Source organism: Pseudomonas sp. B329, from assembly GCF_023127835.1.
In the GTDB taxonomy this organism is placed as follows: domain Bacteria; phylum Pseudomonadota; class Gammaproteobacteria; order Pseudomonadales; family Pseudomonadaceae; genus Aquipseudomonas; species Aquipseudomonas synxantha_A.
Map to the genome: position 1 here is coordinate 317,124 of NZ_SPKP01000003.1, position 17,998 is coordinate 335,121.

General features: G+C 53.2%; 11 protein-coding genes and 7 pseudogenes. 12 read left to right on the forward strand and 6 right to left on the reverse strand.

Translation table 11 applies throughout. The features are described from left to right. Positions 1 to 33: 33 nt before the first annotated feature. From E4P00_RS02070 to E4P00_RS02110, 9 genes and pseudogenes are all read left to right on the forward strand, one after another. Positions 34 to 2,178 carry a bi-domain-containing oxidoreductase gene (locus tag E4P00_RS02070; protein WP_248130579.1) on the forward strand — a complete coding sequence of 715 codons (2,145 nt, stop codon included), beginning with the start codon at positions 34 to 36 and terminating at the stop codon, positions 2,176 to 2,178. A 281-nt stretch (positions 2,179 to 2,459) separates the two neighbouring features. After that, positions 2,460 to 4,004 carry a heparinase II/III-family protein gene (locus E4P00_RS02075; protein WP_248130580.1) on the forward strand — a complete coding sequence of 515 codons (1,545 nt, stop codon included), beginning with the start codon at positions 2,460 to 2,462 and terminating at the stop codon, positions 4,002 to 4,004. Between the two features lie 2 nt (positions 4,005 to 4,006). Continuing rightward, on the forward strand, positions 4,007 to 5,224 hold the full coding sequence (locus E4P00_RS02080; protein ID WP_248130581.1) for a glycosyltransferase family 4 protein: 1,218 nt from the start codon (positions 4,007 to 4,009) through the stop codon (positions 5,222 to 5,224). Next, complete coding sequence (locus E4P00_RS02085; protein ID WP_034126702.1) at positions 5,221 to 5,817, forward strand: sugar transferase; 597 nt, start codon at positions 5,221 to 5,223, stop codon at positions 5,815 to 5,817. Before E4P00_RS02080 ends, E4P00_RS02085 begins: the two co-directional genes overlap by 4 nt. Continuing rightward, positions 5,814 to 6,440 (forward strand): acetyltransferase, encoded by a 627-nt coding sequence (locus E4P00_RS02090; RefSeq protein ID WP_248130582.1) that lies wholly within the window; start codon positions 5,814 to 5,816, stop codon positions 6,438 to 6,440. The genes E4P00_RS02085 and E4P00_RS02090 overlap by 4 nt, the downstream gene beginning before the upstream one ends. 99 nt (positions 6,441 to 6,539) lie before the next feature. Beyond that, a complete protein-coding gene (locus E4P00_RS02095) occupies positions 6,540 to 7,718 on the forward strand; it encodes a DegT/DnrJ/EryC1/StrS aminotransferase family protein (RefSeq protein ID WP_047710372.1) in 1,179 nt (392 codons plus the stop codon). 151 nt (positions 7,719 to 7,869) lie between these two features. Further along, positions 7,870 to 9,864, forward strand: a complete 1,995-nt coding sequence (locus E4P00_RS02100; protein ID WP_248130594.1) for a nucleoside-diphosphate sugar epimerase/dehydratase — start codon at positions 7,870 to 7,872, stop codon at positions 9,862 to 9,864. A gap of 241 nt (positions 9,865 to 10,105) precedes the next feature. Further along, complete coding sequence (gene tnpB, locus E4P00_RS02105) at positions 10,106 to 10,345, forward strand: IS66 family insertion sequence element accessory protein TnpB (RefSeq protein ID WP_248130583.1); 240 nt, start codon at positions 10,106 to 10,108, stop codon at positions 10,343 to 10,345. Positions 10,346 to 10,385: 40 nt separating this feature from the next. Next, a pseudogene (locus E4P00_RS02110) lies at positions 10,386 to 11,902 on the forward strand (IS66 family transposase). 20 nt (positions 11,903 to 11,922) lie between these two features. Here the strand turns inward: E4P00_RS02110 and E4P00_RS02115 are convergent. From E4P00_RS02115 to E4P00_RS02125, 4 genes and pseudogenes are all read right to left on the reverse strand, one after another. Beyond that, positions 11,923 to 12,120 (reverse strand): annotated as a pseudogene (locus E4P00_RS02115) (transposase domain-containing protein); the annotation flags it as partial. A gap of 119 nt (positions 12,121 to 12,239) precedes the next feature. Then, positions 12,240 to 13,277 (reverse strand): hypothetical protein, encoded by a 1,038-nt coding sequence (locus E4P00_RS02120; protein WP_248130584.1) that lies wholly within the window; start codon positions 13,275 to 13,277, stop codon positions 12,240 to 12,242. Positions 13,278 to 13,433: 156 nt separating this feature from the next. After that, positions 13,434 to 13,652: pseudogene (locus tag E4P00_RS29015) on the reverse strand (hypothetical protein); the annotation flags it as partial. Continuing rightward, on the reverse strand, positions 13,565 to 13,837 hold the full coding sequence (locus E4P00_RS02125) for a hypothetical protein (protein ID WP_348984602.1): 273 nt from the start codon (positions 13,835 to 13,837) through the stop codon (positions 13,565 to 13,567). The pseudogene E4P00_RS29015 and the gene E4P00_RS02125, both read right to left, overlap by 88 nt. Before the next feature lie 154 nt (positions 13,838 to 13,991). Here E4P00_RS02125 and E4P00_RS02130 point away from each other — a divergent pair. Next, a pseudogene (locus E4P00_RS02130) lies at positions 13,992 to 14,330 on the forward strand (integrase); the annotation flags it as partial. Positions 14,331 to 14,430: 100 nt separating this feature from the next. Here E4P00_RS02130 and E4P00_RS02135 read toward each other — a convergent pair. After that, a pseudogene (locus tag E4P00_RS02135) lies at positions 14,431 to 14,550 on the reverse strand (maturase); the annotation flags it as partial. Between the two features lie 2 nt (positions 14,551 to 14,552). Here E4P00_RS02135 and E4P00_RS02140 point away from each other — a divergent pair. Beyond that, a pseudogene (locus tag E4P00_RS02140) lies at positions 14,553 to 14,735 on the forward strand (integrase core domain-containing protein); the annotation flags it as partial. 30 nt (positions 14,736 to 14,765) lie between these two features. On the opposite strand, the gene E4P00_RS02145 reads toward E4P00_RS02140, so the two are convergent. Then, positions 14,766 to 15,890 carry an acyltransferase gene (locus E4P00_RS02145; protein WP_248130585.1) on the reverse strand — a complete coding sequence of 375 codons (1,125 nt, stop codon included), beginning with the start codon at positions 15,888 to 15,890 and terminating at the stop codon, positions 14,766 to 14,768. Positions 15,891 to 16,510: 620 nt separating this feature from the next. Between E4P00_RS02145 and E4P00_RS02150 the strand changes: the two are divergent. Continuing rightward, positions 16,511 to 17,997: pseudogene (locus E4P00_RS02150) on the forward strand (IS66 family transposase). Position 17,998 lies beyond the last annotated feature (1 nt).

A 17,998-nucleotide genomic window follows, 5' to 3' on the forward strand; every position in this document is an offset into this window, starting at 1 on the left:
TGAGTGAATTTTTAACTTTATTGGTGTGAATGCATGAAGCAGGTTGTTCAGAACATGGCTAGCGGTGAGACGTCATTGGTTAACGCGCCGGCTCCCGCTGTTCGCGGTGGTGCGCTAAAGATCAATACAACCAATACGCTGATTTCTGCCGGCACGGAACGCATGCTGGTAGGGTTTGGGCGGGCCAACTGGTTGGAAAAAGCTCGCCAGCAACCTGACAAGGTTCGTATGGTTCTGCAAAAGGTTCAGACCGATGGCTTGGCGACAACCGTCGAAGCCGTTCGCTCGAAGCTTGCACAACCGTTGCCCCTGGGATATTGCAATGTAGGTGTCGTGGGTGCCGTCGGGAAGGATGTGACCGGCTTCAAGCCCGGCGACCGTGTTGTTTCCAATGGTCCTCATGCCGATATCGTTGTTGTTCCCAAGAATCTGTGTGCCTTGATTCCCGACTCGGTGAGCGATGAAGCCGCCTCGTTTACGGTGTTGGCCAGTATTGGCTTGCAGGGTATCCGGCTCGCTCAACCGACACTAGGGGAAACCTTCGTAGTCACCGGCGTTGGTCTGATCGGATTGATGACGGTTCAACTCCTGCGGGCTCAAGGCTGTCGAGTACTTGCCATTGACTTCGATGAACAAAAGCTGGCTTTGGCTCGCAGTTATGGTGCCGAAACCTGCAATCCCGGCAAGGGAGAGGATGTTGTTTCTGCGGGGATGACGTTCAGCCGCGGAAGAGGGGTGGATGGCGTCATTATCACGGCATCTACCAAGTCTTCCGATCCTGTCACCCAAGCGGCACATATGTGTCGCAAACGGGGGCGTATTGTTCTGGTCGGGGTAACCGGGCTTGAGTTGAGTCGAGCTGACTTCTATGAAAAGGAACTGACATTTCAGGTTTCATGTTCTTACGGGCCCGGGCGCTATGATCCAAGTTACGAAGATCAAGGCAACGACTTCCCGATAGGTTTTGTCCGTTGGACTGAACAGCGCAACTTCGAAGCCGTTCTGGATATGCTCGCCAGCGGCCAATTGGAGGTTAACTCGTTGATCTCCCATCGGGTTGCATTCGAAGAAGCAGCGGATGCCTATCAGACGCTTACGACGGATAACTCGGCGCTGGGCATCATTCTTCAATACACCTCCCAAGATACCGAGCGAAACATCAAGGAAGTAGTACTGGCACCCGGTGCGGCGGCCAGTTTCGACCCCGTCAAACCTGTTGTTGGCTTCATTGGCGCAGGAAACTATGCATCAAGAATGCTGATACCGGCATTTAAGGCCGCAGGTGCTCAGTTCCATACGATTGTTACTGCCGGCGGTATCAATGGTGTCATTCACGGTAGCAAGGCAGGATTTGCACAGGCCTCGACTGATATCAATGCGATGCTTGGCGAGCGTACGATCAACACCGTCGCAATTGTCACTCGTCACGACAGCCATGCTCATTTTGTCAGCCAGGCGTTGGAGGCAGGTAAACATGTCTTCGTCGAAAAGCCTTTGGCAATTGAAGCCCAGGATCTGGTGACGGTTGAAGAAGCCTATCGAAATGCCGTTGAAAAAGGGCTCAAACCACATTTGATGGTTGGGTTCAATCGACGTTTTTCGCCTCAGGTACAAAAGATGAAGGCGTTGCTTGCGGCTGTCAAAGAGCCTAAGTCTTTCATCATGACGATGAATGCCGGAGCGATTCCCTCGAATCACTGGACCCAGAACCCCTCAGTCGGCGGTGGCCGTATTATTGGTGAAGCGTGTCATTTCATTGATCTGATGCGCTTTCTGGCAGGTAGCAAAATTGTTTCGATCCAGGCCCGTAGAATGGGGGATACGCCAGCTGTAGCAATTACTGAAGATAAAGCGGCAATTACCCTCGGGTTTGAGGATGGCTCTTTCGGCACAATCCACTATCTGGCCAATGGAGCTTCAAGCTTTCCAAAAGAGCGGGTTGAAGTCTTCGCTGCTGGGCGTGTCCTGCAATTGGATAACTTCCGCAAGTTGAAAGGTTTCGGTTGGCCGGGCTTCAGCAAGCTGAATCTCTGGAAGCAGAACAAGGGGCAAAGCGAGTGTGCTGCGGCTTTCCTGGCCGCGGTGGAAAATGGGACTGTCACGCCGATCACCTCTGATGAAATATTCGAAGTGGCACGCGTGAGCATTGAAGTTGCCCGGATTCTGCGCGAGCAATGAGCCTTCTTCTTGTTAAGGCCAAAACTGCGATAGCTCTCGGTTTTGGCAATCTGGCGCGTGCATTGGGCTACCGGCTTGGGGTCAAGACGGGCTTGAACCCGGTCCGACGCCTTCGGGCTGAAGTTCCCCAGGGGCCGTTTTTTGCGGAAAGTGCTAGGCAGGCCGCCTCGTTACCATGTGCATCCCAATGGGATTCCCAGGTCCGATATTTCGGGGCATGGGAATGCCCGATATCTGACGCACCTCCTGATTGGCATTTGAATCCTCTGAATGGAGTTCGAGTGCCTGATCCTGGACGGGAATGGTGGCGGATTCCTGATTTTGATGCCGCTGTCGGTGATATAAAGAATATCTGGGAAGCGTCGCGCTTTGACTGGACGTTGACCTTTGCCCAGAAGTCCTGTGTTGGCGGCTCTGCGGGAACTGTACAGTTAAACGCTTGGCTGGCGGATTGGTGCGTCAATAATCCTCCCTATTGCGGTCCTAACTGGAAGTGCGGCCAGGAGGCGTCCATTCGAGTCCTACACTTGGCAATGAGTTCGGTCATTCTCGAACAGTTTGCCAGCCCATTACCAGGTCTCGTGGACCTGGTTCTGCTGCATCTCCAGCGTATTGAGCCGACGCTGAGCTATGCGATGGCTCAGGATAATAACCACGGGACTTCGGAGGCGGCTGCGCTTTTTGTCGGCGGCAGTTGGTTGACGTTAAGTGGTCGCCCTGAGGGCGAACGCTGGCAGCGTTTGGGGCGCAGATGGCTTGAAAATCGTGCCGCTCGGTTGATTGAGCAAGACGGCAGCTTCAGCCAGTACTCCGTCAATTATCACCGGGTGATGCTCGACACTTTTTCCATGGTTGAAGCCTGGAGAAAAAAACTGGCGCTCCCGGCGTTCTCTGCCACCTTCCAGCTCAGGGCTCGCGCAGCCGCGCATTGGTTATTTTCTTTAGTCGACGAGCATTCGGGTGATGCTCCGAACATTGGCGCAAATGATGGCGCCCGACTGCTCCCTCTGACGGATACGGACTATCGCGATTTCAGGCCTGCCGTCCAGTTGTCCATGGCGTTGTTTGCCGGAAAGAGAGCCTACGAAGCTGCAGGTGAGTGGGATCTGCCACTGCGCTGGCTGCTGCTGCCGAGTCCATCGGCTGTAGCGGCACGGCCAGCTAGTCAACTGTTTGATCATGGTGGTTATGCATTGTTACGGCGTGAGCAGACCTACGCCGTATTGCGCTATCCGCGATTCCGATTTCGGCCCAGCCAGGCAGATGCCCTGCATGTGGATCTATGGCGTGCAGGTATTAACTTGCTCCGGGACGCAGGTACTTTCAGCTACAACACCTCAGCGCAGTGGTTGAGTTATTTTCCTGGAACCGCCAGCCACAACACGCTTCAATTTGATGGGCGAGACCAGATGCCCAGACTCAGCCGGTTTCTTTTTGGGGAATGGCTGCGAACGCGAGAGGTCGAAAGCCTGGTTGACCAGGTTGCCGACAGCTCATGCGGCGCCACGTATGTCGATGGTAGCGGAGTCCGTCACGAGCGGCACGTCAGTCTGACGGATGTCGGCTTGCAGGTCAGAGATGAATTTACCGGGTTCAAGGATCGTGCAGTTCTACGATGGCGCTTGCAGCCGGGGGACTGGCGGCTTGAAGGCGACGTTCTGACCAACGGCTCGCATCGAATATCGGTCATTGGCAGCATGCCTATCGTTCGTCGAGAGCTCGTCCAGGGTTGGGAGTCTCGTTACTACTTACAAAAAACTGAAGTGCCGGTGCTAGAGGTTGAGGTGACTTCGGCGGGCGTTTTGACTACGGAGTATCACTGGTAGACATGAAAGTCCTTTATTTTCATCAGCATTTTTCGACTCCGAAAGGAGCGACCGGTATTCGGTCTTATGAGATGGCTTGCCGTCTGGTTGCCAGGGGGCACCAGGTGACAATGGTCTGTGGCAGCTATGGTGGTGGCCAAACCGGGCTGGAAAGCCCTTTCGTTGGTGGAAAACGCCAAGGTATGGTCGATGGTATCGAGATCATCGAATTTGACTTGGCGTACTCCAACAGCGATGGCCTGTTTGTCCGAGCGCTGAGCTTTTTGAAGTTTGCCGTGCGCAGTATCGGTATTGCGTTAACCGAGCGTTACGACCTGGTTTTTGCGACCACTACGCCATTGACAGCTGGTATCCCCGGAATATTCGCCCGGTGGTTTCGCAATAAGCCTTTTATATTCGAGGTTCGGGATCTCTGGCCCGAGCTGCCGAAAGCGATGGGCGTCATTCGTAATCCAGTGATCCTTGCTGCCATGTCTTTCCTTGAGTGGGCGAGTTATCGTTCGGCTCACCGTCTCATTGGCTTGTCACCCGGTATTGTGAAAGGTATTGCGCACCGCGGTGTAGCACATGATCGAATCGAAATGATTCCAAACGGTTGTGACCTTGATATTTTCAACACGCATGCTGCGCCATGGTTGCCGGCTGGCGTGGATAAAAGTCATCTGGTTGCGGTTTTTGCCGGCACTCACGGGGTGGCCAACAACCTGAATGCGGTACTGGATGCGGCTCGAGAACTGAAACTGCGAAAGCGCGATGATATCCGGCTTGTTTTGATCGGGCAGGGCAAGCTCAAACCCGCGCTTCAAAAACGCGCAGCGCAAGAACACTTGGACAATGTGATATTTCACGACCCGGTGAACAAGGCCCGGTTGTCGGGTTTGATGGCCAGCGCAGATCTGGGCCTGCAAATATTGGCAAACGTACCAGCCTTTTACTACGGTACGTCGCCTAACAAGTTTTTCGACTATATCGCTTCGGGGTTACCTGTTTTAAATAACTATCCTGGTTGGCTTGCTGAGATGATCGCCAAGGAAAACTGCGGTTTTGTCGTACCTCCTGACGATGCTGCGCTTTTTGCAGATGCCTTGATACAGGCGGCGGATGATCGTGACGACCTGCTGGACAAGGGCGCACGCGGCAGAGAATTGGCGGTCAGAGAGTTTGATCGACGCAAGTTGGCCGATCGATTTGTGGATTGGCTGGAGGGTGTTGCCAGATGATCAAGCGTGGGTTTGATTTATTTGCGTCCTTGCTTGGACTAATTCTGCTTTCCCCGGTCATAGCAGTAATTGCCTGGAACATCCGCAAGAAACTGGGATCTCCCGTTCTGTTTCGTCAGGTACGTCCAGGACGTCATGGCAAACCGTTCGAAATGATCAAGTTCCGCACGATGCGAGATGCTCATGATGCGAACGGCGAACCTTTACCAGATTCACAACGCATGACAGTCTTTGGGAGTTTCCTGCGGTCCAGTAGCCTGGATGAATTGCCCGAGTTGTGGAATGTGGTTAAAGGCGATATGAGTCTTGTGGGCCCTCGTCCGCTGCTTATGGAATATCTGCCTCTCTACAACGCAGAGCAATACCGTCGTCATGAGGTGCGCCCGGGCGTGAGTGGTTGGGCGCAAGTCAACGGGCGCAATGCAATCGAATGGGAAGAAAAGTTCAAGCTGGATACTTGGTACGTTGATAATCAGTCTTTTTGGCTGGATATTAAGGTCATTTTCCTGACGATCAAGAAAGTTCTGGTACGTGATGGTATCAGTGCCGAGGGCGAAGCTACAGCATCGAAGTTTACGGGCTCCAAGTCATGAGCCGCCTTGCGGTATTAGGTGCAAGCGGCCATGGCAAAGTCGTCGCGGATACAGCCGAATGCTGTGGATGGGACATCATTGAGTTCTTCGATGACGCGTGGCCTGGCTTGGTTCGAAATGGTGCCTGGAATGTCGTAGGCAACACCGAGAGGCTGATGGCCGCTGTGCATGAATATGACGGAGTGCTGGTGGCGATCGGCAACAATCGGGTCCGCCAAGCAAAACTGTGCCAACTAAAGGCGGCGGGCGCTAAACTGGTTACGCTGCGCCATCCGGGTTCAACAGTCAGCCGGTATGCCACGGTTGGTGAGGGATCGGTGATTTTTGCTGGAGCGGTTGTGAATGCCGATGCGAGAGTTGGCAGTGGCGCTATTCTCAATACGGGCTGCAGTGTTGACCACGATTGTCTATTGGGGTCGTGTGTGCACATCAGCCCCGGCGCCCGGCTTGCAGGGGGCGTCTGCGTTCAGGATATGAGCTGGATAGGCATAGGCGCCTGCGTACGACAACTTGTGAGCATCGGTTCAAAGGTCATGGTTGGCGCTGGAGCCGTAGTAGTCAGAGACGTGCCAGACGAGGTTACAGTCGCCGGAGTACCGGCCAGGTTATTGCACGGTTCTTGAAAAGTCGTCGCTGCGCGAACAACGTGTCAAGCGAATTGCAACGGGGCTCATGTTGACGAGTCTTTCATATTTTCGAATGAAAACTGACGGGTACTGGTTGTGTTGAATTCACCATTTTCTCCTTGGCCTTCTTTTACTGAAGAAGAGGCTGATGCCGTACGTGATGTGGTTCTGTCCAATAAGGTTAACTACTGGACCGGTACACAGGGGCGTGAGTTTGAAAAGGAGTTCGCGGCATGGGCGGGAACCGAATTCGCCATCGGGCTGGCCAACGGAACGGTTGCCCTGGACCTTGCCTTGAAGGCCTTGGGCATTGGTGCCGGCGATGAAGTAATTGTCACCTCACGCACTTTTCTTGCTTCTGTTTCCAGCATTGTAAATGCCGGGGCTGTTCCGGTTTTCGCTGATGTGGATCGCGATTCTCAGAACTTCAGCGCGCAGACTATCCGCGCTGTGCTGACTCCTCGCACCCGAGCCCTAATCTGTGTGCATTTGGCCGGCTGGCCTTGTGACATGGATCCGATCATGGCTTTGGCCGAGGAGTTCGATCTTAAAGTGATCGAAGATTGTGCCCAAGCTCATGGTGCTCGTTATAAGGGGCGCCCAGTGGGGTCAATTGGCCACATCGCAGCCTGGTCCTTTTGTCAGGACAAGATCATGACGACAGGCGGAGAGGGCGGAATGGTCACAACCAACGATCGTAAGCTCTGGTCGGATATGTGGTCGTTCAAGGATCATGGCAAAAGCTGGGAGGCAGTCTATGAACGTGACCATCCCCCTGGCTTTCGCTGGTTGCACGAAAGCTTCGGTACGAACTGGAGAATGCTAGAGGTTCAGGCCGTAATCGGTCGGATTCAACTCAAACGCATGACAGATTGGCAAGCCAGTCGGCTTGCGAATGCGGGTCAGATATGGGAGTGCGCCAGCCAACTCAAGGGTTTGCGTGTGCCAATCGCGCCTGAGGGTAGTGTTCACGCGGCGTATAAGTGCTACGTGTTTGTCGAGCCTCAGGCACTCAAGGCCGGGTGGGATCGTGATCGTATTCTGGCGGAGATTTCGGCACGAGAAGTTCCGGTATTTTCTGGGTCCTGCTCCGAGGTCTATCTCGAGAAGGCGTTTGACAATACTGGCTGGCGGCCAGCGAGCCGGTTGCCGGTGGCGAGGGAACTCGGTGAAACGAGTATGATGTTTCTTGTGCATCCAACGCTGACGCGGTCTGAAATTGAAAAAACATGTTCGGTCCTAAAAGCGGTCATGCAGCTAGCTACCGAGGAGTAATCGGTTAGTACATGGGTAGTGGCATGTGTTTTTCCAAGCTTAAGCATATTCTTAACGTCTTGGTCAACGAGAATCCTTCAAGAGTTTTCTTGCCGTTACCCAACAAGGCGCAGGTGTGATCTTAGGAGTAGCAGAGGTGTTTCAAGGTGTTATGGATAAGTTAAGAGTCTTTTTATTGGGGCTGACGCGACGGCAAAAACGCGCCTTTCAAGTAGTGACCGACGTTTTTCTCGTCTGGTTTGCTCTGTGGATGGCCTTTGTTGTTCGCTTAGGGGTTGATGAGTTGATCAATCCGTTCAAGGAGTACCTTTGGTTGTTCTTGAGCGCCACAATCGTTGCTATTCCTCTGTTTGTGCGTTTTGGCATGTACCGCGCGGTAATGCGCTACTTCGGCAACGACGCATTAATTGCTATTATTAAAGCTGTGAGTTTGTCAGCATTAATTCTCGCTCTGATAGTTTATTGGAACAACAATCAACAAGCCTTCGTTCCGCGCTCGGTCATCTTCAATTACTGGGGATTGAGCATGATTATGATTGGCGGCCTACGTCTTGCTATGCGTCAATATTTTCTAGGCGATTGGTTCGCTGCTGCACAGCATGTTCCGTTCACTAGCCGAGACGATGGATTACCGAGGGTGGCTATTTATGGGGCTGGCGCAGCGGGTAATCAATTGGTTGCGGCCTTACGGATGGGGAGACTCATGCGTCCTGTCGCGTTTATTGATGATGATAGCAGTATTGCTGATCGGGTCATTTCGGGGTTACATGTTTATAAACCCAAGCATATCCAACAGATGGTTGATATGACTGGTGCCCAGCAAATACTTCTTGCAATCCCTTCTGCCAATCGTGGGCGCCGCCGAGAAATATTGAGTTTTCTTGAGGGTTTTTCCCTTCACGTGCAAAGCGTACCTGGCTTTATGGATCTGGCCAGTGGGCGAGTGAAGGTTGATGATATTCAGGAAGTTGATATAGCCGACTTGCTGGGTCGAGACTCCGTGCCTCCGCAAGATGATTTGTTGGAACATTGTATCAAGGGGAAGTCGGTCCTTATAACCGGGGCCGGCGGTTCAATAGGATCGGAACTTTGTCGACAAATTCTTGCTCTTCAGCCGACAACATTACTGCTTTATGAACATAGTGAGTTCAATCTCTACAGCATTTTGCAAGAGTTGGAGCAGCGGGTTTTACGCGAGTCTTTGACTGTAAGATTATTACCTATCCTAGGGTCTGTCCGTAACCAGGAAAAACTCTTGGATATCATGAATACTTGGCATGTTGATACGGTATATCATGCAGCAGCCTATAAGCATGTACCTATGGTTGAACACAATATTGCTGAAGGAGTAATGAATAATCTGATAGGCACATTGAGCACTGCGCAGGCGGCTTTAAGAGCAAAGGTAGCGAATTTTGTGCTTATTTCTACTGATAAGGCTGTGCGTCCAACCAATGTAATGGGGAGTACCAAGCGTCTTGCTGAAATGACGCTGCAGGCATTGAGTAAGGAGATGGCTCCGGTCTTGTTTGGTGATAAAGCCAATGTTTCCTATATTAATAAAACCCGCTTTACAATGGTGCGTTTCGGAAACGTTTTGGGTTCTTCCGGGTCAGTGATTCCGTTGTTTCATAAGCAAATCAAGTCGGGTGGCCCAATAACAGTTACACATCCAAAAATCACTCGATATTTCATGAGTATTCCCGAAGCAGCCCAATTGGTTATCCAGGCCGGCTCAATGGGGCAGGGTGGGGACGTATTTGTTCTGGATATGGGCGAGCCAGTGAAGATCGTTGAGTTGGCAGAAAAAATGGTTCATTTATCGGGTCTGAGTATTCGGTCTGAGAAGGCCCCTCAAGGTGATATCTCCATCGAGTTTACTGGGCTGCGGCCGGGCGAGAAGCTCTATGAAGAACTTTTAATTGGTGACAATGTTGTAATGACGTCGCACCCAATGATTATGAGCGCGAGTGAGGACTATTTGTCTTGGGATATATTGAAGGAGCGTCTGACAGAATTGCTTAATGCTGTTGAGAAGGACGATTACAGCCGCGTTCGTCAGCTTCTACGTGAAACGGTCAGTGGTTACTCTCCTGACGGTGAAATCGTCGATTTGATATATCAGCAACGACGACTTGATCCCTGATTTTTTCTCTACAGTTCTTGTTGCCTTTTCAAAAAATAATAATTCAGGCATTTGTGGCGACTTCACAAGTACAAGTTTTTGTTTGCTTAGAGTCAACTATTCTCCAACCTCTTCGATCTCTTGGGTTTATCGAGGGGTTGGGGGCCTTCATTGATTGTAACCGCTCTACGAACCCACATTCCAAGCAACTAACTGAAGCCCGATGCTGCGCTCCCGATTTCTTTCTGGGGGGCTGCCAGCCATGATGCGCCCCGACAGCAAAGTCGAAAAAGTCTATCTCTACCCCAAGCCCGTGGACTTTCGAAAGTCCATCGACGGCCTTACAGCCTTGGTTGAGCTAGATATCAAGGTGGCCGTGTTTGACCCTGTACTGTTCGTCTTCCTCAACAAAGCCCGTAACCGCATCAAGGTCGCCCGATGCCACGGACGAGGCGATCATCCTCAGCGTTCAGGAACTGAACTAGTTGCTCGACGGTTTTGATCTCTGGAATCGTCCCCATCAGGTTTTGACGCCGCGCTATGTGGCCTGACCCGATGACCTTCCTGATGATCTGTCTTGCTCAAGCAATTGCTGCTTGAGGCGCTCAATCGCCAGGAGAAATCGTCCCAGGCTTATTAGACGCACATCGTCGATCTGAAAGAACAGATCAAGTTGTTGAGCGACCGTCTGTTGGGGCGAAAGTCCGAGCAAACCGGTGAGCCCAATACGCCGCAACTGGCCTTGTTCAATGAGCCTGAAAGTGAGCCGATGCCTTCAGTCGGTGACGCCGATGAAGAAGTTGTTTCGCCGACAGCACGCCGTGGCAAGCGTAAACCGTTGTCGGCCGATCTGCCGCGTATCGAAGTCATCCATGAACTGCCCGAACACGAACTGACCTGTACTTGCGGTTGCCGCAAACATGCCATCGGCGAAGAGACCAGCGAGCAACTGGACATCGTGCCGATACAGATCCGGGTCATCAAACATATCCGCAAGGTCTATGGGTGCAGAGGCTGCGAATCAGCCCCGGTCACGGCTGATAAACCTGCGCAACTGATCGAAAGGAGCATGGCCAGCCCAAGCGTACTGGCCATGCTGCTAACGACCAAATACGTCGATGGTCTGTTGCTGCACCGCTTCGAAAGTGTGCTGAGCCGACACGGCATCGAGATCCCTCGGCAAACGCTGGCTCGCTGATTATCCAGTGCAGCGAACACTTTCAGCCGCTGATCAATTTGATGCGTGACCGGCTGCTGGAAAGCCCGGTCATCCACTGCGATGAAACCCGTGTCCAGGTGTTGAAAGAACCGGATCGAGACCCGACCAGTCAATCCTGGATGTGGGGGCGGGCCAGTGGCCCACCTGATCGAAAAGTCGTGCTGTTTGATTACACGTCCAGCCGTGCGCAGGAAGTGCCGTTGCGCTTGCTGGAAAGTTACTGTGGCTATGTCATGACCGACGACTACGCCGGCTATAACGCGTTGGCTTTGCAGCCAGGTGTGGAACGTCTGGCGTGCATGGCCCACGCGCGTCGCAAGTTCGTGGACGCGCAAAAAGTGCAGCCCATGGGTAAAACCGGACGGGCCGATATCGCGCTGACGATGATCAACAAGCTGTACGGCATTGAGCGTGAGCTCAAGGACGTCAGCGATGAACAGCGGTTTGTCGGTCGACAGGAGAGAAGCCGCCAATCCTGATCCAACTGAAAAGCTGGCTGGATAAAACCCAGTCGAAGGTGACGGCACAAAGTGCGTTGGGCAAGGCCGTGCATTATCTGGCGAATAACTGGAGCCGGCTGGAGCGTTATGTCGAAGCGGGTTACTTGTCCATCGACAACAACGCGGCCGAAAGAGCGATCAAGCCGTTTGTCATCGGGTGCAAGGCCTGGCTATTCAGTGATACCGTCAACGGTGCCAGTGCCAGCGCGAAGATCTACAGCTTGGTCGAGACCGCCAAGGTCAACGGCCAAGAGCCTTTACGTGGCTGCCGCACGCCTCGTCAGTAACAGACTACGAAGCTCTGCTACCGTGGAACTACTCACCCGAAATGCCACAGTAAACCGTTGGGCAGGTGGGGTTTATGGATCGCATACGAAACAACGCCATCCCCAGAACGAGCCAAAGCACCTGATCGGCTGGCAAGCGGCGCCTACGGATGGTGGCTTGGGAGGAGAGCCCGAGTGCCGATGCAACCCACTCGACCGGGATGTTCTGGGTGAAGGTGCTCAGGTCTGAGAAGTTAAAAAGGTCGCCAAGGTCGAGCAGTTCTTGCTGAATAGACATAAAAAATCCGATGCTAGGAGTTTGGCATCGGATTTTCTAGGAAGCCCAGCGTGAGCTCAAATGCTTAAGTGAACAGCATTACGCGTTCTGCGGGCTTTCCTTTCACTAAAAATTCACGAAAAAGGTAGTGGCTCGACCATATAGCAATCCACACAATCATCCGTGATCACTGTATCTAGAATAATCCCGCCCTCAACAGTAGGTCGGAGAAATCCAGTCCGAATTGACGAAGTATAAACTCCAACATTTACTGTGTTGAGCTGCGCGCGCGCATTAATTGACACGCAATCAATACTGTAATTCATGCCCATCCCAACGCCACAGTTCTCACCGCCTGAATTGATCACGCGGGTGGAGTCCTGTCCTTCAATGACAACGCCCCATGCGGTTTGACCGGATTCAATACCAGGCTCCGTCGCAGTGCAGTAACTATTAAGAATCGTGTTGTACTCACCGCCATTATCAAGCAAAAGCATGCAGCGGCCAGTCCAATCTACTGATGTAATGTTCTCGAACACACAGTGCTGCGCGTAGTGCAAGTGCAAGCCAACAGTGGCGTTACCGGTGAACTCGAGGTTCCGAATGTAAACATTCTTGATGGGTTCGCACAAGGCAACAATAGCGTTCTCGGGGTGATCACGCTTCATAACTCGGTTAAGAATCAGAGAGTCTGCCAATACATAGATGACCTGGCGCACCTCGAGCGGCCCATCAAGCGGCATCGAGTAGGTGTCGAAGTCGGTGGATGCGTCCGAGATCACGATCCACGACCCATTTGTATAAGGCGTCGTGTCAGCGACAAATATTTGAGTCGTATTTACGTATGCCGGCGCCGTCAGGTAGCTTCCCGGGCGCACGTTCCCCTGGTAGTCGATGCCGGCATAGCTAGGATCGGTCGGCTGTTCTGAATTTCTCCCAACGCCAGAAACGTCAATTGTCACCTTGTCGATGCCTGGTGCCGGCTCGATTATCTGGCCGCTATAGGGCCAGTTGTCGTCACGGTTGAGAAGGACCGTGGTTCCAATTGGGCATTCAGGACCATTGATTTGCAGCCAGCGGTAGCCAGCTTTTAGCAAGGACTGAATCTGAGGGCCGTTGTCATTTTCAGGGTCGGGGGTGAAAACGTAAGGGGTATCTTTATAGATTGGCATGATTCTCCTCGTAACTATTTAAGTAACGCCAAATCGGCGCACCAACAACTGTACATATATACAGCTATTTTTTAAAGTAATTACGTAACCAATTGATAAATATATTTTTTCTACACCTCAGCTGATCCAGATCACCTCACCACCAATAGCTGCCAGTTAGTCCTTTAAGCGCAGCCAACAGGTAAACGCACGCGCGTAAGCCTGACACGCGCACTGGACTATTACGGCTTTGTTTCCGTCGTCGGTTATGGCAGTAATTCTTGGAACATGCGCGGGGTCAAGCTTTGCTAGATGGGCTGCATGAACCACGCCACCGGCGCTACGAGTGGCAGGCTCATTTCAGCCACTGGCTGAATCCTCGAGGAAAACTGACAGCCAGCCGGAGATAAGCAATGCAAGCTGGAGGCATCGGCATTACTGATCGCGGCCGGGACATCACTGTGCAGCCCCTCGTGCTCGGCCAACTTCTGGCTCATGCGCGAGTCCAGCACCTGCCATGTGCCGGTGGCGCTGATCACCATCGCCAGCAGGATCGCGCCCAGTATTTGACGGGGCATCATCACTACACGTCCTTGAAGAAGTTGTGGTGACCCAGGCGTAGCGTCTGCTTTGCCGCAGTGCCACGTCCTTGATCGATCCGGGCGTTCCGCTCTCATAGAGCCGCATCGGCACGCAGTTCGCCTCCCGCTCCGACTGCTCGCCAAGACGGCCTTTTCACCATACCTTGTATACTGCAAGTCGGCCCGGCTGAAACATAAGCAGGCACAGACAAAGGACACTGGACGCAGATTGAGGAGCGGTATTTGACGTAAGTGCTCAAGGAGGCCGGAGAGGCCGCAAAACTGCTACGTAGAATGGGAGGAGGAAGAGATGCCACGCTTCCATGAGGTGTGAGCGCTGTCGCTGCACCTGTACAAGAAAGCCGGAAAGGATGGGCAGAAGATCGCAGGCCATGCGAGTGAGGGCATGACCAAAAACTACCAGCGAGATCGCGAGGAAATCATTTGGTCCGAGGCGATCCCGGACGTGAATATTAGCGAAATCACCGGATAGTTTTGCGCAGGCATCGGCATAGGGGGCGGCCTTCACAGGCCGCTCCCCTGCCACACCACCCGGCATGCGGCTCCGCACCGGGCGGTTCGAGAGATTGAGGTTATGAGAGACGTACTAATCCCTGCCTGTCGAACCACGCAATAGTAAGCACGCGATTCAGCTCCAGACGACTGTTATGCCACCAGTGGCAGGTGTTTCCTGCCACCTTCTGCGCCACCTGGTTACCAGAATGCTCTGGCGGAGAGGATAAACGGCATTTTGAAGACCGAGTTCCTGCTGTATCGCCCTAAAAATCTGGCGGACGCAGTGAAAATGGTGGATGAGTCGGTGCTGATCTACAACGGGGAACGGCCACACCTGTCCCTGAAATACAAAACGCCCGATGCGGTGCATCGGGCGTTTTGAGACTGAAACAGGTGTAAACCTATTTCAGGACTAGACAGTAGATCTAGTGAACCTGCTTATCTGTCGTGACTTCCCTATGCTTGCGACTATCCTTTTCCCCATACGGTGAGTTGGGTCTTCAACCGCCTTGTGGATGATCCATGAAACAAAAATAGTAACCGTCGTTTGGATGATTAGGGCAGGAATGGCACCAATTCCATGATCTATCATAATTCTCATGCCAACAAAGCCTAGTGCGCCATGGCAGGCATATAGCGGATAGCTGATGTTTGAAAAAAAAGTGAAGATAGGGCCGCCCGCCCAACTGCTTGCAAAAAGATATAGAACTGTGAAAAAGGCAAAAGCCATAAAGTAGGCCGCGATTACTTCAAAGGGCCACCCCTCGGTGAATCCACTGTAACCAAAAACGCATAGCATACTGATACTTATGGCAAAGAGTTTTTCGCTGCTAATAAAACCCCGGTAGTGATAGTTGAATGCCACGCCGATCATCATGAAGAAAATGTATTTTATCGGAAAAACGAAGGCGGCTAGCGCGCCGGCCTGGTGGATATTCCCCGGATAAAAGTTAGCCACCATCACGGTAGATACGCTTAGCGCGTATAGAGGGAGAAGTTTTCCCCGGCTAATCATCGACCAGAACAGCAACACTGCTAGATAGAATTTAACTTCAACCTCCAGCGTCCACACCACCCCATCCAGCGGCGCCGAGCTGCCGAACCAATCACGGAATAGGGACATCTGCATGAGAACCTGCGAAGCGGTATAGGGAGCGTTATTGTCCATATACGCGGCCGCTACGCTGAGGGCTCCAAGGGTGACAAGCAGGCCAACGGCGTACGTCGGCCAGATACGGAAAATACGACCGATCACAAATTTTGTTTTTGCGAGAGCGCTTCCATTAAGACTTGCGACAGAAATCGGAATGACCAAGCCGCTGATCAGAAAGAACAAGGCCACGCCAAAGCCGCCCATGTTCATGTTTCCGATAGGATTGAAGGTTTCGAGCATCCAGGATGGGAATACAGGCTCCGTCAGGGGAAGCAGCCCGCCGTATGCGCCCTTGATGTAATTGAACATCAGGACGTAGTGGGCATTGACCACGCAGAGGGCGGCGATACCGCGCAAGGCGTTCGCAAAAGCGATCCTATGCATGATGATTCCTTTGTATTGTTGTAATCGAGGTCCGTTCGAGTAACAGAGACTGTAGACGTGTTTTGAAATTGCGACAGGGCAGTCGGTAAATTTCGTTCGGCAGGACGCCGAGGGAAGGTGGACCGTTCCAGAACTAAAGGCGCCCCCCTTGTAGAGTGCGGTCTCCAGCCCTATCATTTCCTTGAGGTAATGGAGCGCTTTGCGCTTTTGGGGGGCGGCTTATGAGAGGAGTTCCGAAACTTTGCGCTTTGGAGGGGTTAGCGGTTGCGCCAGTCCTCCTGTAAAACCAGGCAGGCTCGCTTGTCAACCGCCGCCGCCATCACTGCCGACGGAGCCAGCGCCATAATGGCTGTGCTTGCGTACCAAGCCTACGGCACGGGCTATGCCGGCGTTAAATGACGTTCCGCAGCTTAATGAAGGTAACCGTCCGGTCAGCACCCTCTCCTGGCCGCCCTCCAAATTAGCCAAGATAGTGGACACCATTTTTTAGTGGACACTATCTTGGATACAGTTGCCCCCGCTCGTCGAACCGGTCGCCACCCCAACTTTTCGCTGGCGTTCAAACGCCAAGTCGTCGAGGCGACCCTCCAGCCTGGCGCCTCCGTGTCGCGACCGACTCCCTGCCTAACGATCTTCAAGCCTTGAAAGCTCTGGTCTCTGCCCAGCGGGCAGAGATTGAGCGGTTGAACATGATGATCGCCAAGCTGCGTTGTATGCAGTTCGGTCGCAGTTCCGAGCAATTGGGCGCGATGATCGATCAACTCCAGTTGAGCCTTGAAGAGTTGCAAGTCATCCAGACTGTGAACTGACGCCGCCAACCGAATCGCCTCCTCGCGTCGTCTCTCGGTGCAAGCCGTTGTCTGAACATCTGCCTCGCGAAATCCACGTGCATCAGCCCGAGTCGCAATGTTCTGGCTGCGGTGGGAAGCTGCGCCAGTTGGGTGAGGATGTGTCTGAGGTGCTGGAGTACGTCCCGGCGCGTTTTAAAGTGATCCGGCATGTGCGCCCGAAGATGGTTTGCAGTTGCTGCGAGCACATTGCCCAAGTGCCTGCAACGAGTCGCCCGATAGTCCGAGGCCTTGCAGGCCCTGGGCTGCTGGCTCACGTGCTTGTCTCTAAATTTGTCGATCATCTGCCTTTGTATCGCCAGTCTGAGACCTACGCCCGTGAGGGCGTGGATCTGGAGCGCTCAACCCTGGCCGACTGAGTGGGCCAGAGCAGCCAATTGCTCAGGCCACTGGTCAACGCGCTTGAGCGCCATGTCATGAGCGGGCACAAAGTTCATGCCGACGACACACCAATTGGCGTGCTCGCGCCGGGCCACGGCAAAACCAAAACGGCTCGCCTCTGGACATACGTGCGCGACGACCGGTCTGCTGGTTACACGACGCCCGCGGCTGTATGGTTTGCCTACTCGCCAGATCGCAAGGGAGAACATCCCCGCGCTCATCTCAAGAGTTTCAGCGGGATCTTGCAGGCTGACGGCTATGCCGGTTTTGCTCAGTTGTATGCGACGGGCATTATTCGGGAAGCCGCCTGCTGGGCTCATGCCCGCCGCAAGTTTTACGATGTCTACAAAGACCAGGCTTCACCACTTGCTGGTGAGGCGCTGCAAAGAATTGCTGCCCTGTATGCCATCGAGAGCGAAATTCGAGGGCAACCGCCAGACCAACGCAAAGCGATTCGGCAAAGCCGGGCCAGTCCGCTGCTGGAACAACTACACACATGGCTTAACCAGACGCTCACTCAACTGTCGAAAAAATCGACATTGGGCGGTGCAATCCTGTACGCCCTAAACCGGTGGCAGGCTTTAACGCGTTACTGCGATGACGGCCGAATCGAAATCGACAACAACGCCGCCGAATGGGTGCTGCGCGCCGTCGCGCTGGGGCGCAAAAACTATCTGTTTGCCGGTTCCGATACCGGCGGAGAACGAGCAGCGGCGATTTACAGCCTGGTGGGTTCGGCCAAGCTAAACGGATTGAACCCACAGGCGTATCTGACTTATGTGCTGGAGCACATTGCCGAACACCCAATCAATCGGGTAAGTGAGTTGCTGCCCTTGAATATTTCTTTGAACCACTCTGAACACTGCGAGGCCGCCTGAT